Annotated in this window: 17 protein-coding genes; 6 read left to right on the top strand and 11 right to left on the bottom strand. The window is 55.4% G+C overall.

The window, feature by feature from the left end; all coding sequences use genetic code 11:
- Nucleotides 1-92 precede the first annotated feature (92 nt).
- The 3 genes from AC0L6A_RS01735 to AC0L6A_RS01725 form a co-directional block, all read right to left on the bottom strand.
- On the bottom strand, nucleotides 93-764 hold the full coding sequence (locus tag AC0L6A_RS01735) for a hypothetical protein (RefSeq protein ID WP_473291793.1): 672 nt from the start codon (nucleotides 762-764) through the stop codon (nucleotides 93-95).
- Nucleotides 765-2,165, bottom strand: coding sequence for a selenium-binding protein SBP56-related protein (locus tag AC0L6A_RS01730; protein WP_473291791.1), 1,401 nt, complete (start codon nucleotides 2,163-2,165; stop codon nucleotides 765-767).
- Between the two features lie 80 nt (nucleotides 2,166-2,245).
- Nucleotides 2,246-3,022: an IclR family transcriptional regulator gene (locus AC0L6A_RS01725; RefSeq protein WP_473291790.1), complete on the bottom strand. Its 777-nt coding sequence runs from the start codon at nucleotides 3,020-3,022 to the stop codon at nucleotides 2,246-2,248.
- 68 nt (nucleotides 3,023-3,090) lie between these two features.
- Between AC0L6A_RS01725 and AC0L6A_RS01720 the strand changes: the two genes are divergently transcribed.
- Nucleotides 3,091-4,203 (top strand): S-(hydroxymethyl)glutathione dehydrogenase/class III alcohol dehydrogenase, encoded by a 1,113-nt coding sequence (locus AC0L6A_RS01720; protein ID WP_246927562.1) that lies wholly within the window; start codon nucleotides 3,091-3,093, stop codon nucleotides 4,201-4,203.
- 162 nt (nucleotides 4,204-4,365) lie between these two features.
- Here the strand turns inward: AC0L6A_RS01720 and AC0L6A_RS01715 are convergent, their stop codons facing one another.
- The 6 genes from AC0L6A_RS01715 to AC0L6A_RS01690 all read right to left on the bottom strand — a co-directional run bounded on the left by AC0L6A_RS01715 (nucleotide 4,366) and on the right by AC0L6A_RS01690 (nucleotide 19,392).
- Nucleotides 4,366-6,819, bottom strand: coding sequence for a porin family protein (locus AC0L6A_RS01715; RefSeq protein ID WP_473291789.1), 2,454 nt, complete (start codon nucleotides 6,817-6,819; stop codon nucleotides 4,366-4,368).
- Nucleotides 6,820-6,994: 175 nt separating this feature from the next.
- The gene (locus AC0L6A_RS01710; protein ID WP_473291788.1) at nucleotides 6,995-7,384 is read right to left on the bottom strand and encodes a hypothetical protein; all 390 of its coding nucleotides are present in this window, start codon (nucleotides 7,382-7,384) and stop codon (nucleotides 6,995-6,997) included.
- On the bottom strand, nucleotides 7,341-7,787 hold the full coding sequence (locus tag AC0L6A_RS01705; RefSeq protein WP_473291787.1) for a hypothetical protein: 447 nt from the start codon (nucleotides 7,785-7,787) through the stop codon (nucleotides 7,341-7,343). The genes AC0L6A_RS01710 and AC0L6A_RS01705 overlap by 44 nt, the downstream gene beginning before the upstream one ends.
- 17 nt (nucleotides 7,788-7,804) lie before the next feature.
- Nucleotides 7,805-11,614, bottom strand: a complete 3,810-nt coding sequence (locus tag AC0L6A_RS01700; protein ID WP_473291785.1) for a DUF7507 domain-containing protein — start codon at nucleotides 11,612-11,614, stop codon at nucleotides 7,805-7,807.
- A 79-nt stretch (nucleotides 11,615-11,693) separates the two neighbouring features.
- A complete protein-coding gene (locus tag AC0L6A_RS01695) occupies nucleotides 11,694-17,186 on the bottom strand; it encodes a beta strand repeat-containing protein (protein WP_473293342.1) in 5,493 nt (1,830 codons plus the stop codon).
- Nucleotides 17,128-19,392 (bottom strand): DUF7507 domain-containing protein, encoded by a 2,265-nt coding sequence (locus AC0L6A_RS01690; RefSeq protein WP_473291784.1) that lies wholly within the window; start codon nucleotides 19,390-19,392, stop codon nucleotides 17,128-17,130. Before AC0L6A_RS01690 ends, AC0L6A_RS01695 begins: the two co-directional genes overlap by 59 nt.
- Before the next feature lie 704 nt (nucleotides 19,393-20,096).
- Here AC0L6A_RS01690 and AC0L6A_RS01685 point away from each other — a divergent pair.
- From AC0L6A_RS01685 to AC0L6A_RS01665, 5 genes are all read left to right on the top strand, one after another.
- Nucleotides 20,097-21,305: a glycosyltransferase family 2 protein gene (locus tag AC0L6A_RS01685; RefSeq protein ID WP_473291782.1), complete on the top strand. Its 1,209-nt coding sequence runs from the start codon at nucleotides 20,097-20,099 to the stop codon at nucleotides 21,303-21,305.
- Nucleotides 21,272-22,282 (top strand): lysylphosphatidylglycerol synthase transmembrane domain-containing protein, encoded by a 1,011-nt coding sequence (locus AC0L6A_RS01680; protein ID WP_473291780.1) that lies wholly within the window; start codon nucleotides 21,272-21,274, stop codon nucleotides 22,280-22,282. Before AC0L6A_RS01685 ends, AC0L6A_RS01680 begins: the two co-directional genes overlap by 34 nt.
- Entirely contained in the window at nucleotides 22,279-23,220 is a 942-nt protein-coding gene (locus AC0L6A_RS01675) for a glycosyltransferase family 2 protein (protein WP_473291778.1), read from the top strand. The genes AC0L6A_RS01680 and AC0L6A_RS01675 overlap by 4 nt, the downstream gene beginning before the upstream one ends.
- Nucleotides 23,221-23,335: 115 nt before the next feature.
- Nucleotides 23,336-23,875, top strand: coding sequence for a class I SAM-dependent methyltransferase (locus tag AC0L6A_RS01670; protein WP_473291777.1), 540 nt, complete (start codon nucleotides 23,336-23,338; stop codon nucleotides 23,873-23,875).
- Nucleotides 23,872-25,569 (top strand): DUF7056 domain-containing protein, encoded by a 1,698-nt coding sequence (locus AC0L6A_RS01665; RefSeq protein WP_473291775.1) that lies wholly within the window; start codon nucleotides 23,872-23,874, stop codon nucleotides 25,567-25,569. Before AC0L6A_RS01670 ends, AC0L6A_RS01665 begins: the two co-directional genes overlap by 4 nt.
- 67 nt (nucleotides 25,570-25,636) lie before the next feature.
- On the opposite strand, the gene AC0L6A_RS01660 is transcribed toward AC0L6A_RS01665, so the two are convergent.
- Both AC0L6A_RS01660 and AC0L6A_RS01655 read right to left on the bottom strand, forming a co-directional pair.
- Nucleotides 25,637-26,341: a winged helix-turn-helix domain-containing protein gene (locus AC0L6A_RS01660; protein ID WP_473291774.1), complete on the bottom strand. Its 705-nt coding sequence runs from the start codon at nucleotides 26,339-26,341 to the stop codon at nucleotides 25,637-25,639.
- The gene (locus AC0L6A_RS01655) at nucleotides 26,313-26,600 is read right to left on the bottom strand and encodes a hypothetical protein (protein WP_473291773.1); all 288 of its coding nucleotides are present in this window, start codon (nucleotides 26,598-26,600) and stop codon (nucleotides 26,313-26,315) included. The genes AC0L6A_RS01660 and AC0L6A_RS01655 overlap by 29 nt, the downstream gene beginning before the upstream one ends.
- Nucleotides 26,601-26,758 lie beyond the last annotated feature (158 nt).

Below are 26,758 nucleotides of genomic sequence, written 5' to 3'. Positions count from 1 at the left end.
CTAAGGTGAGCCAAAAAGCTAGACGCAAGATGACAGTTCCGGCCTCAAGCCGTTTCCATCTCTCTAGTTTGCAATACTGGTTTTGCCTGAGTTCAGTGGCCCATCAGCGCATAGGCGATACCGGCCGCACCGACGAGAACAAGGCTGAGTGCCCAGACGACGTCGAGGTTGAACCAAGTCTTGGACAAAAACTTCAGCCCCAGCCAGTGATAGATAATCAGTGCAATGACGCCGCCGGCCAGAGTCATCGAGGCGGTATGAACCAAAGCAACCAAGAAGGCCGTTGTGACGTTGCTTCCCATAAGAGATTGGGCCGCTATGTGGCCGGTTTCATCCGCACCTACCGCGCAGATACCCAAAAAGATGGGCACCAACATCAGGCCCGCACCATGCGCCATGGCGGCCAAAAACGACCATAACGCTAGGCGCGCCGGATGAATGCGCGCGAGAATCTTTGGATGTCGGCGGTTGATCAGCAGGTAAATTCCCATTGCAATGACCAGCAACCCTGCGCCGACCCGAATTTGCGTTTCCCATTCAACGAGGAAGATCATCAAGGAAAACGGCAGCAAGATCCCGATCATTGCCAGAAAATGCCCTAGAGCCAACATCGCCAACGCTTTGGGCATGGCGCTATGTTTGCGCTCCATAAGGGCCGCTGACACCGCAAGAGGCCAACCCATACCCGGATTTATCCCGTGATAGAGGCCAGAAAAAATGACAGCCCACCAAAGGGCTGTCACGGTTGTCATTTCCCCGATCATTTAGACAGACGGATAGCAGAAGCTGTCTGTTGAACAATCGCCACCTTCCAGCCTGATCTGGTGACTGCGTAGGCCTTTGGGGAAGTTGATGTAGAAGTCCTTGTTCAGGGTAAGTCCCCCGTTCTCGCCAACATCAGCCATCACCATCTGCCCGCCTTCGTCATCGGGATAGAACTGGTCATCCCATGTCGAATACAGCGAGTTCGTCCAATAAACACGCTTGCCGTCACGGCTGATCTCGACCATCTGCGGACCATAGGCAAAGTCCTTGCCGTTGGTGTGCTTTTCGCTTTTCGCAATGCCCCCAAGCTCGACTTTTCCGGCCAGCACCGGGTTCATCGGGTCACTCACGTCATACTGATGCATTTCGCCAAGACCCCAGCACGCGACATAAAGGTATTTGTCGTCCAAGCTCAGGTCGATATCCGTTACAAGCGGTGGCACGGCTTCAAAGCCCTGCAAAAGTGGCGGCAGGTTTTCCGGCTTTTCAGGGCGCGGATCAATGGTGATCGTTTTCTTGGACTGCCAAACGCCATCGTCATCACGCCACCACGTGAAGATCGCCCCCTGCAGGTTTGTTGTGTCGACAACCACACCACAGAATCCATAAGCCTTGGTCGGATCATGAGCCGGTCGAATTTCCAGTGCCATCTGGTAGTTTTCACCAAAGTCCATTGTCTGGATGTTCTTGCGCGCGCGCAGATTCCAGAAGTGGATCGAATGGCCGTATTTGTTGCTCAGCAAATCTTCCGGTACGACGCCGTTCTCAAACTGCGGCGGCAGGCCCCATTCAGAACTCACCATGTAATCCTGCGGCAGGTTCCACCAGAAGTCATAGTGCTTGTCTTGCTTGCCGCGGTCCATCTCATACCGGCCGATGATCTCGAAGGTTTCGCAATCCATGATAAAGATACCGGGAGGGCCGTCGGTCCCGTCTTCGCCACCGCCGCCAAGGCAAGAAACATAGATGCCTTCTGGGCCGCAGTGGATCGTATGCGGGCGCGAATAGCCGGTCTTTGCAAACAGTTCTTCGGGTTCGATAGTCTTATAAATCTTAGCCTTCAGCGGCTCTTTCACGTCGATGATGTAAATGCGTGAAGAGCGAATGCCCGGAACGATCAGATAGCGGCGTTCCAAGAAGGCATGTCCTGACAGGGGCGATAACGACGACGAACATGCGTTCCAGCCGAAGTGGTGAAATTCGTCGCCCTTGTTGGGAACGATCACCTGATGCACGATCTCGCCATAAGTGTCAGAGCCGGGCTTTAAATCCACCACAGCGATGCCGTCAGACTGCGAGCCATCGGGGCTTAGCATCACCGTGAAAGCATAGTTCTCGACAGGGGCTTCCATCGCCAGCTTGGGCGAGGCGTGAAATGTCGGGTCTGGTCTAAGATTCATTTTTCTCTCCTTGTTGTTTTTTCAGCCCCTTTCCGAGGTCATATATTTGGGCCAAATTGGCCAAGAAGTGACTTTAGTAATCACACGTCTGAAACGTTGCAGAGCTGGATCGCACCACTGATCCTTTCCGAAAGCGCGATCAGTTTTTCTCCGATCTCCATCCTGTATTCAGTGCCAAACCTGCGAATGGGTCCAACCGCACCAATGCTGAACGTAGCGCCGATGTTGCCAATCGAAACAGGTGCCGCAACGCTTGCGATTCCCACGTCGATCTCCTGATCACAATCCGCAAACCCCCGCGTGGCGATAGTTTCGAATTCTCGGCGCAAATCGGCCTCGGTGGTCTTTGTGTGTTCGGTGTAGGCCTTCAAGCTGCCCGTCAGGATGTCGTCGCGAAACGCGGGCTCAGCAAATGCAGCAATCGCCTTGGAGCAAGAACAGGCGTGCATGGGTCGAATGCCAAGGCCCGGGTGGATAAAGGCCCGCGCCGGATCATCCGGTGTTTCGATGTGGATGATTTCAACTTTGCTGTCTCGGAACCGCGCCAAAAAGACCGTTTCGTTAAACTTGGTCGCGGCGGCCCGCATCAATGGCGCGGCGCACCGGCGCACATCCACATCCGACTTGCCCAGCAAGGCAATCCGGATCATGCGCTCTCCGATAACGTACCTGCCGTCACCCGACGGCTCATCAACAAGTTTCTGTTCAACAAGGGATTGGATCAGCCGATAACATGTTGGCTTAGGCAAGTCCGTTGCGCGCTGCACTTCAGCGACAGAAACTGGCCGCCCGGCGACCGCGATAATCTCAAGTAAGCTGATCAATCGATCAAGATGCATGTTGACGAAAACTCTCATTTGGTGAAACTATTTCTCAATTAATGAGAATCTTTTGCTCCAAGGCAAGCTTTTTTGGGAGAAGAATAATGCGCACCCGTGCTGCTGTTGCCGTAGAGGCTGGCAAACCACTTGAAATAATGGAAGTGAACCTTGAGGGCCCGCGTGCCGGCGAGGTGCTTGTTGAAATCAAGGCCACCGGCCTGTGCCACACCGACGAATTCACCCGATCCGGAGATGACCCCGAGGGGATCTTCCCGGCCATTCTGGGCCACGAAGGCGCAGGCGTCGTGATTGAGGTGGGCGAAGGTGTGACCTCGCTTGAGGTCGGCGATCACGTGATCCCGCTTTACACGCCCGAGTGCCGTGAGTGCGACTATTGCCTGAACCCAAAAACCAACCTCTGCCAGTCGATCCGGTCCACGCAAGGGGCCGGGCTATTGCCAGATGGCTCGACCCGTTTTTCGATGCTGGATGGCACTCCGATCCACCATTACATGGGCTGCTCGACCTTCGCCAACCACACCGTTGTGCCCGAGATCGCACTGGCCAAAGTCCGCAAGGACGCTCCGTTTGATAAGATCTGCTACATCGGTTGCGGCGTCACCACGGGCATTGGCGCTGTGATCAACACCGCCAAAGTCGAAATCGGGTCGACCGCCGTCGTGTTCGGTCTGGGCGGCATTGGCCTGAACGTGATCCAAGGCCTGCGTATGGCAGGTGCGGATCAGATCGTTGGCGTCGACCTGAATGACAGCAAAGAAGAAATGGGCCGCCACTTTGGCATGACCGATTTCGTAAACCCATCGAAGGTGGATGGCGATATCGTTGCCCATTTGGTCGAGCTAACGGGCGGTGGTGCGGATTACAGCTTTGATGCTACGGGCAATGTGAACGTGATGCGTACCGCGCTGGAATGCGCCCACAAAGGCTGGGGGGAATCGATCATCATCGGTGTCGCACCTGCAGGGGCCGAGATCTCAACCCGCCCCTTCCAGCTGGTCACCGGCCGCGTCTGGCGTGGCACGGCATTTGGTGGGGCTTCGGGCCGAACCGACGTGCCCAAGATCGTCGACTGGTACATGGATGGAAAAATTGAGATCGACCCGATGATCACTCACAAGCTGAGCCTTGATCAAATCAACGAAGGGTTTGATCTGATGCACAAAGGTGAAAGCATCCGCGCCGTGGTCGAGTTCTGATCTTTGAGATAGGGTTGCAGCTGAAACTGACCATTCTTGATATGAATGCGTAGCCAATCGGCCTCCTCCACCTCAAAATATGTTTTGGTGAGACGACCGTTCTAGCTCACACCCATGCCATCGCCACGCCAAACACTGGCGCAGTGATTTGGGTTTGTCCGGTTAGAACTTGGCCACAATGTTCAGGAATGCCCCTTCATCATTGAAGGTCATATCCGTCAGATCATCGCTGAAGCTGCCGAAGTTGTAGCCAACCCCGATCTTCGCGTTGTCGCCAAGGTGTCTGTATACCGCTCCAAGGAAGCTGGTTTCCGAGACCCCTGCCTGCTTGGCCTCCAAATGACGCATCTCAAACAACATGTCCCAGTTGTGCACCACGTGATGGCGCGCATTGAGAACGGCAAGGCCCGCGTCGTTTTGTTGAAACGCGACACCCTCGCTGGGCGAGGACAGAGATTTGCGCAGGCCAACTTTACCACCAACAGTCCATTTCGGTGACAGGTCATACTCAACGTCAAAGGACAAGATGTGGCTTTCCTGACGGGAGCCGCGCTCGCTGGTATTGTCAACAAACTGGCCCACTAAATCGTGGAAGTAGCGATACTGGAACAGCATGTTCAGGCGATCGTGTTCGATCGGTCGGAAAGCATAACCAAGCACCGCGTCGGTGTAGATTCCGTTGTCCAGCGTTGGATCGGCGCTTTCAACATTCGTGTGGTCGACCGAAAAGACGAACCGGCGACCCTCATCAATCTTGTAGCCACCCGAGGCCGCCAAACGCCACGCATCCGCATCCCGGATCGTACCCGTGGTAATACCACGATCCCGACGATACTCCAATTTAGCGGTAAGGCTCAAAGTCTCGCCATCGTCGTACCGGGCACCGATGGAAAACGCGTTGCGTTCGTAGTCTCCGTTGATTTCATCATCAATACGACCCATTTCAAACCCGCCCGAGAAGGTCAGGTAATCGTCATAGTCGTATTCGACGCCATAGGCGCTGACCAGCGACCGATGCGCACCAAAGATGTCATAGGTGTTTTCGCCGTATATCTTGAGGTCATCGCTCACCTGCCTCTTGCCACCTAGCACGAACCGACCACTGTCTGATCCGCTGAGCGTCACGCTTGATAGTTCGTCGCGTCCGGGTTCAAGCCGATACCCGAAATAGGCGCTGTCATAGCCGTCATTTTGGTAATTGAAGATCAGGTCAGCCCCGACACCATCCGTGCCGTCAGACAATTCACCCTCAACGGTCCAGTTCCTCGCAAACCGATATTTGGCACCTGCTCCGTAGCGGTCATTCCGCTTCAACCCACCGGATCGGGTCAGCGTGTGCTGTCCGAAGGCATAAAGCGTCAGGTCATCGCTTTGTTTGTAAGTCAAACGGACGGCCGCATCGGTTCGGCTGCCGGTTTCGTCCGCGTCGCCGCCGGGTGTAACTTTGTCCAGTTGCTCAACGCCGAAGTCCAGCGTCACACGATCTGTTGCCTTGAACGACACCTCGGCCCCAAGCTCTGTCAGTTCCTTGCCGGCGCTGTCGCTATAGTCATCTGCATAAAGGCGGAAGGCCAACCGCTTGGTCGGCTCGGCTTCAAGGGTTACACCCCAAAGCTCTTCATCATTGGCGATCTGATAATCCAGCGTCGAAAAGCCTGCGCCACGCTTTTCATAGTAGCCTGTCACGCGACCGGGCATGGCAAGTCCAAGATCGGCAAACTCTGCTTGCCCCTTCGTGCGCCACGCCTCGCCGGTGCCATCTGTTAGGCCAGCCGTTGTAGTGGTGGTGACGATCAAACCGCCATCTGAACTGATCGACGATCCAAAGCCCGGACCTTCTGTCTCGGCGTATTCAAGCTCGACGAAGCTTTCTTCACCAAATTGAAAGCGCACATCCGCACCGACTGCGGTTTGATCTGCGATGTCAGTTTGCTCGACCATACCGGTGACGCCGAAGCGAAGGCTGTCTGTGGCCCAAGCCTCGACTCGGCCACCATATGACAGTCCATCCAGATCCGCACCCGGCGTGTATTCATATTGCACGGCAAGGCGCACAGTCTGATCGCCACTTGGTCCGGAAATCAAATCATCGCTGCCGCCAAATGAGGATAGGGGCGTTACAAGAGTCAAAACACCTTGGCTGTAATTAATCTCGTAGTCCTGACCAGGCACAAGTTGCCGGGTCGAGATCAGGCGCCCGGTGCGCTTATCGCGCAGCTCGACCGAGATCGTTTCGGACCCCAGCATCAAATCATCACGCGTTAAGAAATAGATCGATCCACCGGTTCCATCGAAATACTCGCGACCCGGAAGGCGATCCGGGCTTGCGGCGTAAACCTCGGCCGTAACGCGGCTTTCGCCAAGCTGAGTTTGCTGCGGGGACCGATACAATGCCTGGGCACCATACAACGTACGCTCGTTGCGCAGGTAGGTGCTGTTCTCAATCTCGCTTTTGTAGTTGCCCCACAAAACGTGGCTGCCGTCGCGTTCGGCACGCAGGTAAATCTTACCGTCCGAAGGCGCGCCATCAATCAGCGTACTGTCATCCCCGTAGGTCGGATAGGCATCTTCCAGCGTCATACGGCGCAGGCGCGCTTGCGGGTCTTTTTCGTCCAAATCTTTGAACAGGTTTTTGAATTCGTCTTCACCCGTGTCGATGCGCGCGGTCAGATCCCAGCCATTGGCGGTCTTGCCGGTAATGTATCCCGCAACACGCCCGTATCCATAGTCGCGTTCAAACGGGCCGCCAGCGGCATCTGCGCCACCTTGGAACTTGCGTCCAAAGGTCAGATCAATTTGCGCGGTTCCAAACCACTCGGCTTGTGGGATCGAAGATCTGGCGCTCTAGATACCCAACTCGCGTTCCCGGCGCAGACACCCCAACCGCGTGATCACCCGGCGGCAGAATACGTTGAATGACAAAGTTGCCAGAACGGTCCGCAACAACGCTTTCATTCAAGGTTCTAACAGTGCCACCCGGTGCAACATTCGATCCGCTGACCGTCACAGCACCGCCCCGCACGGGAATGCGGCGACGCCCTGTTGTATCAACACCTGCCTCGGCTTTGTCCGATGTGCCCGCATTGCTTCGCGACGAAATCGCGGAAGGAACGGTTTCATCATAACGGCCAAACCGGTCATAGACGCGGTGCGCGATCACGATCCCCTCGCCCTCGGGCATGGTGAATCTGAGCCTCGCCATTCGGTGCGATGGGAACCACCTTCACGGTGCGCGCACCACCAAGTGCCCCTGTTTCGATTATCCGCAGTTCACCACGTGTGACAAAAGCCGGATAGTTCAGCTCGCTGCGCACATGAACAGCTTCACCGGCTTTAGGAGAGCCCGTGTTAAGCACGACCAAGGCCAACCGCGGCGATACGCCCAACCCGTCGAACTTCACCTGAAGCTGGGCATCGGCCAACTGCTGATCAACCTGACGAACAGCCTCGTACAGTGACGGATCACCTGCATACGGTTCGTCATTGATGGTGATGCTGAAGCCTTCTTCTGCGTGGGCAGCACCCGTCAGCGCAAGCGCTGAAACGCTGCAGGCCAAGGTCAGTTTTACAAACTGGTTCGTCATCTTTTCCCTCACCGCACTCATTGCTTACGCACCACGTTCGATTGGACATCCAACCGGTACTTGTTGTGCCAATGGCGCTTGATCACTTTTTCAACCGCACGCAATCTGGCGCGGCCGTTTGCAGGGGTCTCTCCTGCACTAAGAACATACGTCAGCTCGATCGCGGTTTCTTTAGAGGCGATCTGACCGATCAACCCGCGCAATGCGCGATCCAGGGCCGCGCTAGGATTTGCCGAACCTGATGCGAATGCAGCTGCGTTAAGGTCGATGTCCACAATGCTCGTCAGTGCTGCACCGAAGTTCAGCTTTGCGATTTTACCGGGGGTCAGGCGGATCACGCGCGGGTTCTCGGTTGTGACCCGATAGCCCGTCGGAAGCGAACGCGTATCCAGCTTCAGTTGGAAGTTTGACCCGATCGTGCGCGGCAATGCTGCACATGGGACCGAGAAACGACCATGTTCATCCGTTATGATGATCGTGCCATTGGGCGAGACAAGGCGTACCTCTGGCAGGCCCGGCTCTGTCCGGTTTGGACGTTCAACGCTGGGTGCCAGTTTGCCTTTTGCGCCGTCATAGATGTCATCATTGATAATCGATTCCGGCAATGTGCCTGGCCCATCTTGATAACCGTTTTTATTACGGTCATCGAAGACTTTACCGATCACGTCAGAGCAATCGAAGACGTGCTCGGGTTGGATTTCAACATCCGCCGTGGCGATGTTTGACAGAAGGTCACCAGAAGCATTCTGCGCCCAAGTCTGGTTGGTCAGCGTGCCAAACGATCCACGCGATACAACACGCGCTGCGAACGTTATCGTCACGGTTTCGTCACGCCCGATGGTCCGTACCCAGGTCAGCCTGCGGCCTGAAACCTTGGGTTCCGTTACAGTACCGTTCAGACGAGCGCTGCCCGGCGTGTAAAGAAGCCCGGCAGGCAACAAGTCGACCAAACGCGTATCCGGATAGGTGCCACCTGTCTGGTTCTCAAACGTCAGGGTGAAATTCACCGTCTCGCCATAAACTGCAGTGTCACGATCAGCCGTCTTCGTCGCGACCAGTGGGTTATCGACGGTGCAATCACGCAACGGGATGTTGTTGTTCAGGACCAGTGGATCCCCGGGTTCAATATCAAACGAGATGTAATACGGGTTGGCGCCGGGCGTGAAGTCGACAAGGGATTCACCGCTTGAATCTGCAGACGACCCGATAAGTGCGGGGTTGGTTGGTAGCAGCGACGTCATATCCAAAGTGCCCGACGGCAAATGCGTCGTCGACGGATTACCGTAGGGAGGATAGCTGACAGCGAGCGTGTAGGTGCCCGGCGAGGTGACATGGAATTGATAGAAACCATCATCTCCACCGCTGACCACATTGATCGGGCCATTGGAGCCTACGCCGGTTTGCGTAAATCCATTGCCTGAGATCGTCACCAGACCGCCACGCAAGATGACCCCGGTTTCTTCGCAATAGAAATACCCGGTCGGGTCAAAGTCCTCGTAGTCAGGGATGCCATCGCCATCGATATCGCTTGGCGTCAGCGGACCCAGACCCGGTGTCGGGGTCGGCAGTTGCGTCGATGTTGCTTCAGCCGTATTGGGCGCGGTCGGGAAACCATCAGCTGTTGAATAGACAAGCGTGATGGTGATCGTTCCGACCTCGAACGGGTCAAGCGTCGGGTCGCCGGACAAAAGGTCTGTGTCCGTTACGCCGTCAAAGGTGGTGCTGGCCGACCCGGTTGTGAACCCAGTCGCTGTGATCGTCACCGGATAGTCCGGGTGCAACGTCGCAGGGACAAGGAACGCCGCCAGATCATCCTCGACCTGAATACCTGATTGGGTAATATTGCCGGTGTTGGTGACCGTAATGGTGAAGGTCGAACGCTCAACCGTGTGGAACAGACGTTCCGGAGCGCTGGCGGACTTGGTCACGTCAAAGGTCGGCATGGCAGCAATCGGCGTCACAGTTGGATCACCAGCCCCGACACCATCATCATCTGACAAATCGGACACGCTGCCACCAAGCGGTGTCGACGCGTTCGCGGTAACCGAGTTGATGATGCCACCTGCGTTCACATCGTCCTGCGTCAGAACATGCGACAGGGTGTAGGTGGCCGTTTCATTCGGGGCCAACGAGCCTGCGGGCGACGCCGGGGTACCATCGTTGCCGACAAAGACAGGCGACGGGCTGCGTGGATTGCTTCCGTCTATCGCGGTCAGTTGGTCAGTCAGAGAGATGCCGCTGAGCGTGACATTGCCGCTGTTGAGAACAGTAATCTCATATTCGACCGTTTCACCCGCACGATTGCCAGCGGACAATTCACGTTTGATGACTTCCATCTCTGGGCTCGGTGGAATGAGCATCTCAGTTGGGTCATCGGTCGTATTACCGTCCAACGGGTCATCGTCTGCAGACAAATCGCTGATCGGTGTGTTGTCGGGTGACAAACCGGTGACAACGGCGCTGTTGCGTAGTCCACCAGAATCGACATCTGCCTGGGTCAGCGTGTGCGTAACGCGCCACGTGGCGACATCCGCCGGAGACAGAGTTGCCGGAACCGAGAACGGAACAGCGGTTGCTGGAACTGGCGTTCCATCAGCGCGGGACAGGTTATCACTGGCGCTTAGGCCGGTCAGATCCTGGTTGCCGGTATTGGTTGCGGTGATTTCGAACACCACCTGATCACCGGCAACTGCGCCGGGTGTCAGAACGCTTTTGATCACGGTCAGCTGCGGATCAACCGCCACATTGAAGATCGAAGGATCATCCGTCGTGTTGCCGTCGCCATCATCGCCATCATCCGACACATCCGAGGTCGCGCCGCTGCCTGCGGGCCCATCGGCTGTGACCGTAACCTGGTTGCTAAGACCGGCATGGTTCAGGTCGATCTGGCGCAGGGTGACGCTGGCCGTGTAGGTCCAGGTTTCGCCGACATCCAGTTCTCCGTCTCCATCGGTGTCGCTGGCCGGATCAAGGGCAAAGGGCGCATCAAGCGACGCTGCAGCCCCAAGCAGGGTTTGCATGACGTCGGTGATGCCGATGTTGAACAGTGTCACGTTGCCGGTGTTTTCGATCGACAAAGAGTAATCAACCACACCACCGGGAACTGAAGGTCCGCCCAACACCACTTTCGTAGCCTCTAGCGCAGGATTGCGCACTGGACCCGGAGTGGTCAGCGAAACCGTGTCACCGATCACCGTGTTGAACGGGTCCGTGGCCGAGGAGGACGCGTTGTTCACAACCTCACCCACATCGACCATGTCCTGAGTGACTGGGATCGAGAAACTACAGCTTGTGTTGGTGTCGCCCGGAGCGATGGATGCGATTGTGCATATCAGACCGCCGCCCATTGGGTCGTCTACGGTCACGTTCGACAGGGTCACGTTACCCGTGTTCTCGACCGGAAGCTGATAGCTGATCGCGCTGCCAACAGCCCCGAATGGGGACGGGGTCGCGATCTTGGTCAGTTCCATGCTGGGCAACGGTGCTGGCATGGTTACGTCAAGCGTTTCGAAGTCAGTGACAGCCCCACCTTGTGGGTCGGTCGATGTGACATCAGCCCGGTTTGACACGATGCCCGTGTCTACATCTGTCTGCGTGACAGTGTAGTCGCCAGTACATTGAAGCGTATCGCCGCGATCAAGTTGCGCCACGCTACAGGTGAAGCCCGGCAGAAGCGGATCGGTAATATCCACATTAAAGAGCGTCTGGTTACCAGTGTTTTCCGCCGTCAGAGTATAGGTCAGGATCTGACCAACTGTGGTGACTGGAAGGGTCGCTGCGGCCTTGCTTAGTTCGATACCCGGTTGGGTATCGGCTGGCACGGTCACACTGTCTGGCGCGCTGACAACGGGCGTATCACCGGGTCCAAAGACAGTTTCTGCATAGGCTTCGTTGAAGACTTCGCCATTATCCAGATCGGCCTGCGTTACAGAATAAAGCGCGAAGCATGTTGCGGTTTCTCCGGCGCGGAAATCTGGAATCTGCGGGCGGGTTTGGCGTCCAGCAGTTTATCGGCCCAAGAATACTGTCTTGAACGGTGATCGGGTCAATCAGCGTGCGCGTGCCATCATTTGCGACGGTAAAGTCAAAGCGAATGCTGTCCCCTACTTCCGAGAAGTCCGCACCCGAGGTCGCAACTTTCGCGATCGACAAGGCCGATACACCCGCATCCGGAATGGTTTCGGTCGTTTGCGGCGACGTTGTGGTGCTGGAGCTGCCTGTAGCAAGGTTCGTTACAGTGCCAAGATCAACATCTGTGGCGGTAACAGTATAAGTGGCGGTACAGACCAGCTCGTCGCCCGGTGCAAGTTCATCGCCCGGCGGTACCGGGCAAGAAATGTCAGCCGGCGCAATCAGGTTATCCGTTACTGTGAACGGCCCTACCTGTGTCGTGTTGCCAGAATTGGTCAGCGTATAAGTGTAGCTTGCAACCGCGTCTGTGAAAAAATCCACTGCGGTCATCGGGTCCGCTTCCTTCAGCAATGTCAGAGCATCGTCCTGAACGGCTGAAATGGTGGCGTCATCCGCAGGCGATACGGTTGTACCGCTTGTCGCTGTGGCCGAGTTGGTCAGCGAACCTGCATCAATGTCGGCCTGCGTGATCGCGTAACTGCCAGTACACGTCAGGCTAGCGGCGGGCAGCAACCCACCTGTGGGCAACGGATCACAGGTCACACTGCCTCCTGCCCCAGTGATCAGTGGATCGTCGACCGTGACAGGATCTGTCAGCGTGACGTTACCATCATTCGTAACCGTGAACTCATAGTCGATAACTTGCCCGACTGTGTCGAACGATGCCGGTGCCGTTGCGGCCAATGCTTTGTCGATCAACAAAGCTGGCGTAGCTGCGATCAGAACTTCTGTTGGGTCGTCGGTGGTGTTGCCATCACCGTCGTCACCATCATCCGTTACGTCCGTCACCGGCACGCCCCCAGCAGAGCCTGTCACCGTCGCAGAGTTCTGCACACCGCCAGCGTCAATATCTGCCTGAACCAGCGTATAGCGCACTTCGTATGTGGCCACTTCACTCGGCAACAATGTACCTGCGACCGAACCAAGGCTCGAGCCGGTGAACACGGCTGCGGAAGGGGTCAACGGCGTGCCATCATTGCGTGTCAGCGTATCCGATTGGATGCCTGTGCTGCTAAGCGTTACGTTGCCCGTGTTGGTCACTGTGATCTCGAAAACCAGCTCGCTGCCAACAACACCTGTGCCCGAGGCCAATGTCTTTACACCTTCAACCGCAGGGGTTGGGGGGATGGAAAGAACCGTCGGGTTGTTGTCGCCATTGGCGGGGTTGCCATCATCAGATGCATCCGACACCAGCGCGCCAGATGGCGACAAGGTGTTGGCTACGGCTTGGTTGCTGACGCCACCCGCATCCACATCTTGTTGTGTCAGCGTATGGGTGAAGCTGTAGGTCCATGTCTCTCCGACCTCAAGGACACCAGCGTCACCAGCGTCGCCGCTGACATATTGCGGGGCCGCGGCGGTAATGGTTGACCCGTCCAAACGTTGGAACGTGTCATTCAGCGTGACCGAAGTCAGGTCTTGGTTGCCGGTGTTTTCAACTGTGATGGTGAAGTTCAGAACCTCACCTGCAACAGCTGGCGAAGACAGCCCGCTAATGTCGAGTGTTTTCAGAGCCGTCACATCTGGGACGCCCGCTTCGACTGACACGGTTTCGCTGTCGGTACCCGTGATGTTTGGCAAACCATTTGGTGGCGTTGCCGTCACGGTCGCAGTGTTGGACAGGGTGACCTGCTGGTCGATGTCGTCTTGGGTAACTGTGTAACTTGCGGTGAACAACACGCTGTCACCGGGGGCAAGGCTGTCCCAGCTTCCATTTGCGCCGCCATCGGTACTGTCGCCAAGCGGGGCGACATCTGTGTCGATCGCTTCGCCTCCAACCGCAAGCGGACCTGTGCCCGCCGCGCTGGTATGTTGGTCATCCACCGTCAGGTTGGTCAGCGTCACAGTGCCGTTGTTGGTGACCGTATAGCTGTAGGTGATCACATCATCCACAGCAGCGTTCGCGGTGGTCGAAGCTTGCTTAGCCACGGTTACCGATGGTGTCTGAACGGCCGGTAGCGTGACGCTATCCGTCTCGGGTCCCGGCGTGGTCGGCAACGGCACCTCGGTCGAGGACACGCTGGCCACGTTGGTCAGGCTTCCCGCATCCAGATCAGCCTGCGTAACCGAATAATTGCCGGTACAGGTGATCGAGGCACCCGGCAACAACTCACCACCAGGCAAGGCTGGGCAGCTGACGCTGGCAATCTTGTCATCCACAACGGTGGGCGCTGCTGTCAGAGTGATATTGCCAGAGTTGGTCACCAGATAGCTGTAAGGCACAGTCTGCCCAACCGTCGCGATCTGCGTGGTGGTTGTGCTTTTTGCCATGGTGAAAGCCGGCGCATGGTCTGGACCCTGAACGAAGACATCATCGCTGGCGTTGATCGGCGTCGCATCCGGTGTTGCGTCCGTAGCGGTCGCGCGTGCGATGTTTGTGAAGCCTCCGAACACGGGGCCTGTGCCGTTCACCGCATCAACATCTGCCTGCGTGACCGTATAGGTAAAGGTACACAGCGACAGCGCCTGGCCAATGTTCAGCGTTCCGACGTTACAGCTGGTTGGCGTGACGGGCAGATCATCTGTGATGACCACATTCTCGATGGTCACGTTGCCGGTATTGCGCGCAAGGACCGAGAACGTCACCGTGTCACCAGCCTGCGTGAACACGGGCGTGCCCGGCGCTACGGCAGGCGTGATGGTCTTCTCAAGTTCAAGGCTTGGCGTATTGTTTTCCAAAGGCACGGTGACCTGACCGTCAATCGTCACGGTGGCTCCGGTTGGATCGCTACCCGCAACATTGGCCACGTTGACAAGGCTTTGCGCGTCGATGTCATCTTGCGTGACAGTATAGGTGCCGACACATTCAATGGTCTCGGTCGGGGCAAGGGTTACCGGTCCCGTGACTGTTGTAGCGTTGTGCGTACAAACCATAGCTGGCAAATCAGGGTCCGTGACCGTCGCGTTGCTGATGGTCTGATTGCCGTCATTTTCCGCAGTAATGGTGAAGACGATATCGTCTCCGACCGCTGCTGGGTTGTTGCCAGTTGTGATGACTTTGCTGATCGCAAGCGATGAATCTGCATCCGCCGGTACGGTCTTGGACACATTGCCGGACAACACGAGGGTTTCGTTGGCTGTGCCCGGCGCAAAGGTGGTCGAGCCCGACGCGTTGTTGATGACTTCGCCCGCATCAAGGTCAGCCTGTGTGACCGCGTATTGAGCCGTACAAGTGGCCGACTGGCCCACGCTGAAAATACCATCTACAGACGCATCGTGACAAATGATCGGGCTCGCAATGCGGTCATCATTGATGACGATATCTTCAGACAGGCCTACGCCGCTGCCGCTGACATCTGAATCGTTTGTGACGGTGTAGGTATAGGTGATCAGCTCGCCCACGTTCGAGAATGTGACGTTGCTTGGGACACTATCCTTGACCACGTTGATCGATGGGGTCGCCGACACCGGATACAAAGCTCCGTCAGGCGGTGAAGTGACAGTGTTGCCATCATATGTGCCGCTGGCAGTCGCAACGTTCGTCGCGGTACCAAGCGCAATATCGCCAGCATTCAAGCTGTAGGTGCCTGTACAGGTCACAGTCGATGTCGGCGCAAGAACACCACCAGGTAGTGGGTCACAGGTTATACCCGTCGCCTTATTGTCAGAGATCGTGATGGGGCCGTCGATGGTGACGTTACCCGAGTTGGTGACAACAAACTCGTATGTCAGAATCGTGTTCTCGTCAAAAATGTCAGGGACAGCCGACTGAACATCCTTGGCCACGGTCAGCGCAGGCGCGGTCGAGGCGTTGATAGTCAGAGTATCGCTTACCGGCGGAACCGGGGTTCCATTCTGCGACGTGATACCAGACGCGATGTTGGTGACCGAGCCCGCATCCAAATCAGTTTGATCCGCGGTCCAGATATGCTCGCAGCTAATGCTTGCCCCTGGTGCCAGCGGGCCGGTGCCACAAGCTAGGCCGTTCCCAATTTGGTCATCGTCCACGGTGAACGGACCGTCCAAGGTGGTGTTACCATCATTGGTGATGGTGAATTCATAGGTGAGCTGGTCACCTACCGCCGCAAAGGTCAAAGCCGATGTCGAGGCCAGAGCCTTTTCAAACAGAATTGCCGGCGTTTGGTCAGCAAGAACCGTCTCGGTCGAAGGGCCATCCGTCGCAGTGACCGAAGTTGGATCGCCCGGGTTCACTGGTACAACGGGCTGTGTGACGCTGGCCGTCGCAGAGTTCGCAACCTGTCCGGCGTCCAAATCCGCCTGCTCGATCGTGTAGCTGCCGGTACAGGTGATGCTCGCCAAAGGCAGGATCGCCCCGGTAGGGCACGACACTGGGCCGGTACCTTGCGCGGCAATCAACGGGTCATTGATGGTCACAGGTGCGGTAATCGAAACGTTCCCCGTGTTGGTCACTAGGAACTCGTAATTCAGCACCTGCCCAACCGTATCGAACGGGTCAGGGCTGCCAGCCGCCAGTGATTTGGCCACTGTGATCGATGGCGTTGCGCCAACATAAACTTCAGTCGCGTCGTCGGTGGTGTTTCCGTCCCCGTCATCGCCATCATCAGATGTGTCCGAGACAGTTCCACCCCTTGGTGTGTCGGCGTCCACAGTTGCGGTGTTTTCGATGCCGCCAGCGTTGATATCGTCCTGCGTCAGTGTGTAGGTCGCTTGATAAACCCAAGTCTCGCCCACATCGAGCGTACCGGTCACGCCCGCATCGCCAGACGTTGGCGTTGCCGGAACTGTCAATGTCAGAACGGTACCATCGCGTCGCGTTAGCGTGTCGTTCACGCTGATATTCGTCAGCGCCGTGTTGCCCGCATTTGCAACATTGATCGAAAAGACGACCTGATTGCCCACGACAACGGGCGAAGCGAAGCCAGAAGTGTCTGCTGTCTTTACAACATCAAGCGCCGGAGCAGCGGTATAACCCGTGGTCGCTGAGCTTGGCGTGACTGGCGCAAGCGTACCGGATGCAGGCGAAGCCGTTGCATCTGCTGTGTTTGCCACAGCCGTTGTTGGATTTGCCGCCGAGGTCAACGCCGTCACATCCGCCGCCACAAGCGTATAGGTCGCGGTGAAGGTCGCGCTTTCGCCGGGGGCCAGCGTTGTGCTGTCCGTCGTAGTCCAGGAAAGATCGGCACCCGCGTGGGCGTTTCCGTCAAATATGGGTCCGGTATCGATCGGCGCCGCGCTCAACAAGTTCACGTTGCCATCATTGGTCAGCACAACTTGATAATCGATCGTGTCACCCGCCGCAGGCGGGTTGGACAGGTTGGTGGCTGGAACGGTTTTTGCAACGCTCAATTCTGGCGCAGGAGCATATCCGGTGGTCGCCGAGCTTGGCGTGACCGCTGCAAGTGTACCCGCTACCGGTGTAGCGGTCGCAGAAGCAGTATTGGCAACTGCGGTTGTCGGATCCGTCGCCGCAGCAAGAGCTGCAACATCTGCCGCAACCAAAATATAGTTGGCCGTGAAGACCTCGGTCTCGCCCGGTTTGATGATGCCATCGCCGACGGTCTGCCAGAACAGTATCCGCGCCAGCATGTGGCGCCCCGTCAAATGTTGGTCCGGTATCCACAGGCGTTAAGCCCGTGATGTCCACATTGCCGGTGTTTGTGAATTCAACTTCATAGCTGATCACATCAAGCGGCGCGGGCGGGTCTGAGAAACTGGTGGACGCCACGGATTTTGCAAATATCATCGAAGGCGCGGCAGTATATCCCGTCGTATCTGTGCTGGGGGTGATCGGAGGCAAACTGCCCGTCGCGGGTGTGCCGCTTGCCGTCGCGCTGTTGGCAATGGCGCTTGTAGGATCAGATGACGCGGTCAATTCTGCGATGTCTGCTGCAACCATAGTGTAGGTGGCTGTGAAGGTAGCGGTGTCGCCCGGCGAAAGCGTTGTGCTGTCAGATGTAGCCCAGACAAGGTCCGTGCCTGCATGGGCGCTGCCATTGATGGTAGGACCAGTATCGACCGGTGCGACACCGTTGATATTAACGTTGCCCGTGTTCTCGAGAATGACTTGATACTCGATCGTGTCGCCCGCAGCTGGGGGCGTCGAAAGGTTGGTTGCCGTCACCGATTTGGCTACCGACATATCCGGTGCCGCCGTATAGCCGGTCGTGGCCGCGCTGGACGTCACAGGCGGCAGAGTGAGTGATCCCGGCGGTGTCGCGGTACCTGTCGCGCTGTTTGCAATCGCTGTAGACGTATCGCTCGAAGCTAACAAAGCCACCACGTCCGCAGCAACTAACGTGTAGGTCGCTGTAAAGGTCTCGCTGTTGCCCCCGTCAATTGAGGTGCTCCCAGTTGTCGTCCAGACCAAATCCGAGCCAGCATGGGGACTGCCATCAAACGTTGGCCCCGTGTCGACCGGGCTTGCTGAAGTCAACGGGATAGTCCCCGTGTTTGACAGAACAACCTGATAGTCGATGGTGTCGCCAACTGCGGGAGGGGAAGACAAATTGGTCGCTGGGACCGATTTTACAACACTCAAACCAACGGTCCCGGTAACGGTTATCGAAACCTGTTCGTCGGTGGTCAGTGTCTCGCTTGAGGTGAAGAACGTGTCATTGCCGACGACTGTGAGGGAGCCGGTTAGTGTCGTGGCGCCAAGCGGCAATGTGGCATCCCCAGCCGTAAATGTGCGGACGGCGGTGTTAACCGTCGATGTCCCGCCGTATTTTGCCGAATAGTTTCCACCAAGCTCGGGCGTTAGGGTCTGACCGTGGTTGTTCGTCTCGGATTGAAACAGGAAGTCTTCCGTGGCTTCGTTTGAGGCCACGTAGCAAACGTAAACCGTTTCGCCGTAGGCAAATGTCGCATTGTCTAGCTGATCAGAACAGGTCGCGTTGCTGCTGACCCACATGTCATACGTCACTGATCCAAAGTCCATGTCGACGCAGGCCTCGGTAACCGTACCTACGTCTTGCGCATATACATCCTCGACTTGAAGACCCCATGGTGCGCCAATGGGTTCATCGCCCACGATATTGGAAAGAAAGTTGGTTGAGATGCCTTCGGAATTATAAGTGCGCGGGTTTCCTGTCAGCGCAGGTGTCCCTGTCAAAACCGGGAAATTTGGCAGGTAAGGCTGTGGGTGTACGCCTTCTCTCGACCGATTATTTACCCCGCCGCCCCTGTTACAGTAGTCGTTTTCAGACGAAACTGACAAATCGCGGCCAGGCGATGTATCTGTAAACGTGAGATCGAAATCCGCTCTTGAACAACGTGATGCCCCTTCGCCATACCGTCCATCCCCAAGTCGAAACAGGATCACTGCAGTGTTGTCGGGTGAAATCAGATTTGCCGCGAGGTCGCCAGAATACTGGTGCAGGCCACGGATCGTTACAGAATTTACCGCCTTGATCTTGGTCCACGCATCACCCGCCGTGAAGGTAAAGGGAATTGTCGAAGATCCATTGTCCTGGATATCCCAAGAGACTTCCCCTGCTGGATCTTGAGAGTCACAAAAATTAAACGCGTTTGCTTGGTTTGTGGCAAACAACATTGCAAGCAACGTTGCCGCTGTAAGCCTCGTCAGATTTCGTCCAAGTCCAATACACGCACAGAGCGCGACCATGATGTAGGCAAAAACTCTTCCAAACGAAATCATAAAGGCGCTTTCCCGATCCTGTGTGAAAAATGAGATAAAGAAGATGGTGAAAGGCGCTGAACCACGCGCAGCCCTGCTCATCCTCAATCTTCATTTTTGTTGATATTCATATGAATGAAATTGAGGTCAATTGACCAAGGGGAAATTTAGCAAAGATGCGACGGTGGCTGTAAATCGGCCACAGTTCAACTTTGTGTTGATTTAGGCACGTCTATTTTTAGATTCTCACAAATTCAAGAAACACACTTGGCTGGTGCTCTTCCAGCAAAGCGACAAAGCTCTTTCCATTTTTTCACAATAGCTTACGCGGTTTTATGCTGTACCCAAATCCAAAATTTTTAGACACAGTTTAACCTGAACCAACATATGTCGGCGGCTGAGCGGCCCAGTTTTCCCTTCACTTCGAGTTTCGGTATTTTCGGGCAAATTGACGGTAGGGATTCCAGCTTCATTTTGAGCAGTGGAAAGCTCGACTTGGTCTCAAGCTTTATTTGTGTTCAAAAAGGAAATACTGAAAATGTCTGAATTTGGTCGCATCTTTGGACCAAAAGGCATCGAAAAGACTTTTGACTATCAAATGTTTTAGGGGCTGTGAACAAATGCAAACCAAACCTGTTTCGATCGCATTCGTACTTCCGTGTCTCAATGAGGCTCGGACAATCGAGTGGTGTGTCAAACGCGCTTTGGAGGCTCTTGACCTCATTAATGAACGTTTTGGGCTAACCGGCGAAGTGATTGTGGCCGACAACGGAAGCACTGATGGCAGCCAAGAGCTTGCTACAAACGCCGGTGCGCGCGTCGTGGCGGTAAGCGCAAAGGGATATGGCGCGGCACTGCAAGGCGGGTTCGAAGCCGCAAACGCAGACTACCTTGTCATGGGCGACAGCGATTGCTCCTATGATTTCGTCGAGGCTATCCCGATGATCGAAAAGCTGATCGAAGGCGCAGATTTTTGTATGGGGTCACGGTTCGCCGGCGAGATCAAACCGGGCGCGATGCCGTGGAAAAACCGCTATATCGGCAACCCGGCGCTGTCTGGGATGCTTCGATTTTTATACAATACGAAGATCAGCGACGCCCACTGTGGCATGCGCGCTTTGACTCGCGATGCTTATGATCGATTGAACCTATCCTCTACGGGAATGGAATTTGCTTCAGAGATGGTGTTGAAGTCCGTTCTTATGAAGCTGAAAATGGCAGAGGTTCCTATCACCCTATCGCCCGATCAACGTGGACGGCCACCACATCTAAGCCCGTGGAGGGATGGCTTCCGTCACCTGATTTATATGCTTTTACTCAGTCCTACCTGGCTGTTCATGGCCCCTGCAGCATTGATGTTCATTGTCGGTGCGTTGTTGATGATCTTTCTTGTTGCGGCCGGCGACAACGAAGTCGTCTGGCTTGGCAGCCTGCGGTTCGGCGATCACTGGGCAATCGCTGCAAGCGCTTCGCTTATCATCTCGTTGCAAACTGCGTTGATGGGCGTTTATGCGCTTCTTAACAGTTATCGGGAAGGCATTCGGCAGCCGGGAAAGTGGTCAATGACATTCCTTGGTAACTCGCGCCTGCAATACTGGCTCGGTGTAGGATTGCTTTTGATGGCGGCTGGGTTTGTCTGGGCGTTCTGGATTGCGGCAGGTTGGGCGGCCTCTGAATTTGGCCCTCTGGACTCCATGCGTGCGTTGATTGCTGCGGCTACGATGATCGTGATCGGTTCACAGATTCTTTTTCTCGGGTTTCCTGATTTCTGTCTTTTCGGGCAATCGGTCGCAACATGGTGTGGGCATGTAAGACCATGGGTGCGCTGAATGCATGGTCGCTGATCGGCACTTTCGCGGCCGAGCAACGGCGGTCGATCTTGATTGCATTGTTGCTTGCCGTACTGCTGCTGGCCGGGCTGATGGTAGCAAGCGGTTTGACGCCTTCTGGTCTGATCAAATCCATCGGTCAGGTCCCTGCTTGGGCTTATGTTCTGATTGCCTTCGTGCAGGGGACCATAATCTATCTCGGAGCGCTCAAATGGTGTCTAATCCTGTCGAATAACGACAAAGGACTACCGATCCGCGAGGCAACCCGCGCCACGACACTTGGTGCGATCGGCGGTCAGGTCATGCCAATTCAGCTTGTTACCCCGGTTGCGCGGGCGTGGATCGCGCGAAAGCAAGGCATTGCTCCGGCGCGCGCGATCGGGACGTCCCTTCTGGAACAGGTCTTTGAGGTCATCGTTCTGGTGGCGATGGGTATGGCAGCCTTCATCACTGGTGTGTTCGACATGACATTCCTATCAAGCGTCTTTTTGTCACTGACGGTTGCACTCACTCTAACCCTTTTCATACGCCCGGGTTTGGCCTTAGCGCAGAGCGCATTTGTCGTACTTGCGAACCTCGTTTCCGAGAAGTTCAACAGGTTCGCAGAGGGATTTGCCAATGCTCGCCTTCTACCCCACAAACTACTGTTTCACCTTATGGGTCTTAGCATGGTGCGCTATTCCTTGTTGGCGGCGCTGAACGTCTTCATCCTTGGCCAACTTGCTCCCGATGTAGATCGCATGGTTTTGCTTGCTGCATATCCCCTAGTGCTTGGGCTGATGTCGCTGCCGTTCTTTCCCGGGGGGTTGGGCGTGGTTGAAATAACGTGGGTTGGCGTTCTGGTAGCTGCGGGCGAAACCACCGTCAGCGCATCGGAAGCGGCCATTGCTTTGCGCATCATTTCTACCTTCGGGTTTTTGTTGATTGCGCCCATCCTGATAATGCTCCCTGAGCGACGGGAGAACATGGATCAATGACCACACCGTGGCTAAGTATTCTGATGCCGATATACAATGGCGCTGCAACATTGCCTCGCACCTTGGAGTCTCTCTCTGGACAAGTTGAGGGGTGCGAGGTGATCGCCGTTGTCCAGCGATCCGATGATGGCAGCCGTTCGATCCTTGAAGCGCAGAAACAGTCTCTAAACCTGCGCATTATCGACGCCCCGGACAGCAAGAGTTGGATGACGAACACCAATATCGCGCTTGCAGAGGCGACAGCAACACATGTCACAATGCTGCACCAAGATGATCTGTGGCGCGCGGGGCGCGGCATTGCTCTGCAAAAGATGATCCAAGCGCATCCGGATGCGAAGATGTGGTTGCACGCAGCAGAGTTTATTGACGATGAAGACAAGGTCGTAGGGCGCTTTTCTCCACCATTTGGGTCAAAACCATCGCTGCTTTCCAGTGACAAAGCGCTTGGACATTTGTTGGTTCAAAACACCATTGCACTGCCAGCTGTCATGTTTCGCCGCGACGATGCGATGAAGACAGGCGGGCTGGATGAAAGCCTATGGTACACGGCCGACTGGGATCTTTGGCTGCGGCTGGCAACGCTTGGTTCGATCGCATGGAACCCCGATGCTTTGGCAGCGTTCCGCATTCACTCCGGGTCGCTAACGATGACTGGTTCTCGCAATGTGAGCGATTTTCGTCAGCAGTTGGCGATACCCGTTGATCGTCATATTGCGGCCCTTGCCCCTAAGAGGGCATGCAAGGTCGGACAATTGGCCAGACTATCAAACGACCTGAATATCTGCCTTGCCGGGGCCTTTCATGGCCATCGCACTGATATCTGGCGCCTTGGCCTGAAAATCCTTCGGCTGGGTCCAATCGGATGGTACAGGTTTTTTCGAGATACAAGAATTGTCGGTCGCGTGTTGCCACGCCTGAGACTTCGACAGAAATCGTGAGGAACACATGGGATCTATTGGTAGAACCGTCAGGCGCGCATTTGGCCCATATGAACGTCAGGTATCAGAGTTATACCGCCGTTTCTTCATTGATTTAGAGGACCTTTCGGCGTGCATGCGCGAATGGGTTTTGCCAGAAACGATCCTTGAAATTGGATGTGGCGAAGGCGCGCTGGCAGAACGGCTGGTCCGAGATTTCCCAGATGCACACTACACCGGCATTGATATCATTCCCTATCTGGGGCGCATGTATGATGGCCCCGCGGATCGCGTATCTTTTGTCGAGATCACAGCAGAAGAGCTGGCAGAGAAAAGAACAAAAAAATACGATCTGATTGTCATCAATGATGTGATGCACCACGTGCCGACTGAACTGCGCACTGGCATTCTGGATGCAGCCCGCGAACTGTTGGCGCCAGACGGGCGGCTTATCTTCAAGGATTGGGTGCGTCGCCCGACCCTGCCGCACCTAGCTGTTTATGTAGCGGATGTTCATATTGGTGGTGACAAGGGTGTCAGCTATATGACCAAGGAAGAACAGGTCAGCCTGATCACCGATTGTTTCGGTGAAAAGTCTATTCTGAGCGAACGCCCGATCAAACCTTGGAAGCAAAACCTGGCACTTCTTGTTGCGGCGGCGGAGCGCGACGCATGACAGCCGCGCGCATTGAGCCGGACTTGAGCACCACCGATCGGATATCCGGATTGGCGATCAAGTTGGTTTTGATCGCATTGACTGTGAAAATCATCACGTTGTTTGCATTGTCGCAAAACACTCGTTTCGTCATGGACGAGTTTTGGCATCTCCATCAGGCCCATTACATATTCAACGGTGTGTTCGAAACGATCTGGCCAGAGAAGGCGGTTCTTTACGCTGCGGCTTTCAAGATCACCAGTTTTCTAGGCAATGATGCGGTCAGTGAAATACTGCTCGCGCGTATACTGAACGCCAGCCTAGCGACCTTGCTCGTCGGCGTGGTTTACTTGACCTCACGCGCATTGGGTTACACCCGTTTTCAAGCGCTTTTGGTTGCAGTTCTGTTGCTTAGTTTCAGCACCTTCATAGAACGCAGCTTCCGGCTTAGATCAGAGCCACTTGCCATTATGTTTGCCGCAACAGCCGTCTGGGTGGTGATACGTACCCCAGCCGACAAGGTTCGCACGCTGTTGATTGCCGGGTTCCTAAGCGGTCTGGCATTCGTTTCAACGCAGAAGTCGGTTTACTTCAATGTTGCATTGGGTGCGGGCCTTGTAATCGACGCCCTTGCGTCTCTCAGATTTCGCGCAGCGCTGGTTCGCTCTGTGCTGCTGATCCTTGGGTGGGTCGCAGCGCTGGTCGCCTATGCTGTGTTGTTCGGGGGCGGCGATGCCTTGAAGGTCTTGCGGCTTACATTCTTAGGTCCGCTTGAAGTCGCCACAACAGCGCAGAGCTATTATATCGACCTACGCGTTTACCTGTATCAAACCCTAACACGCAACGCGCTGCTCTATCTTGCGTGTTTTTACGGCGTCGCGTTTCAGTTCACCCGCTTCATGAAACTGCCGTCTGGGCACCGCATTCATCTGGTTGCAACCTTGGTTATCAGCTTGCTGGTGTTCACCCACAATCAACCATGGCCATATGTCTTTACGATGGTTCTGCCCTTTCTAGCGCCCTATGCGATGGTTATTTACCGCCAGCTTGCAGGGGTACCCGCGCGTGCGAATGTCGTGCTGTTTATGTTCACAGCTGTCATTGCCTTAAGCTGCGTTCGGAACTTTCAGTATTTTGAGCACGACAACCGGGCCCAGCTGTCAGTTGTTCGCACAGCCGAAAGCTTAACTGCACAGAATGAGACGTATTTCGACGGTATCGGGATGTTGCCCAACCGAACGATGCAACCCTATTCTTGGCTGGATGCAATGTGGGTTCACAAAACGCGAGAGGCCGGCGAAAGCTCGGACGTAATAAAGGGGCTGAAGCAGAACTATCCAGCCGTGATTATTCAAAGCTATCGCACAGAGGCACTGGCCGAATTTCTGAAGCCGATAATTGATGAAAGCTACGTTGCGGTGGGAAGCAATATGCTTGTTCCAGGCCGCAAACTGGAAGCGGGTCAGACGCAGGTTTTCAACGTCCTTCAAGCGAAGACTTTTACTGCAGTAAACAGCGCGACTGGTGCTCCTTTGGATCGTATTATTGTAAACGGTCAGCCCGAGGCGATGCCGCTTCACCTTTCAGCTGGTACGTACAACCTGACTTCATCAGAGGGCCAGCCAGTCTGGTTTGTATCTGTAGATTTACTCTCAAACCTTCCAATAGAACCCGATGAATATAAGGGGCTATTTGAGGGAGTGTACTCATTCTAGACCCTAATTCAGAAACGAACACCGTATCACGGCGGGTCAATCTCGCACCGGGCCCGCCATTTGGCTGTCAGAGCATCTGGATCACATCTTTGTCGATCGACAGCATATAGCCGCGCCGCGCGATGGTTTTGACCAGAAGTTCGCTCATCAACTGATTGCCCAGCGCATCGCGCAAGCGTTTGATGCGGGTTGCTCCGGCGGCCTCGTCACATTCTGATGGATCGCGACCGGAAATCAGCCCTTCCAGTTCTGAGCCGGACAGCACATCTTCATCCATGCGCGCTTCTGCTAAAGCCGACAAGGTTTCGATGGCAGCTTCGGTCAGCGAGAACTCCATGTTGTTCAGGTAGACCGTGCGTTCCTCGCGGCTGATCAGAAGCGAGTTCACTTGGATGCCCGCGCGTTCGATCTCGCTCATCCGGCGGTTCAGGCTGAAAATCGTCAGAAGGAAAACAAGCGCCGCAATCAAAAGCGCTGTTGCGAAGATCAACAGCACGAAGATCACCATGCGATAACTGGTCAACGTATCGGCAAAAGAGGTGCCGGATTGCGCCAAAATCTCAAGCAGTTTGATCTCAGCGCCAGAGTTCAGCCCGTCATTTTCAATAAAGATCTGCTCAACACGCGCATTGAATGCATTCGCATCGGGCAAAGTCATGAACAGGAAGATAGCGGCCACAAGCAGGATCACGACAATCGCCGCAATACCCATCACAACCACGCGGTTCGATCGCTTTAGCGTATCAGAAGCGTAGGAAGAATTTTCCGGCACTCTCTTTCCTTTCCTCAAGACCTGTGTCGTCGAATATGGATTGGACTTTCAAAAGAGACCAGCCATTTGCCTCCAGACGATCATTTATTTGCCGACGCGCGGCTTTGCGATCATCACAGACATCATCTGAAAGCTCGATCACACCATAGTGGAGCTTCAGCGGATCGTCCCGTTTGGCTTTATAATCGGCATAGCAGGCGGCCTGAGCCGTCGACGCCATGGCGATTAGAACAAGTGAGAGTGCGGTTTTTTTCATCATGCGTCGAACATGCTGTGGGACTGCCAGTTATTCAATAACAAACCCCACTGCCAAGCATTGATAGGAGATATCAACCACCCGTTATTGCCTGTCTTTCGGGGTGTTCCCCATGTTGGTGGCATCTTCCGCGCCATGTTTGCGCTGCCCCAACAGAAAGG

The organism is Aliiroseovarius sp. D2-2, from assembly GCF_055809455.1.
The sequence above is the reverse complement of the archived record's forward strand: the minus strand, read 5'-3'. Positions and strand labels throughout refer to the sequence as shown.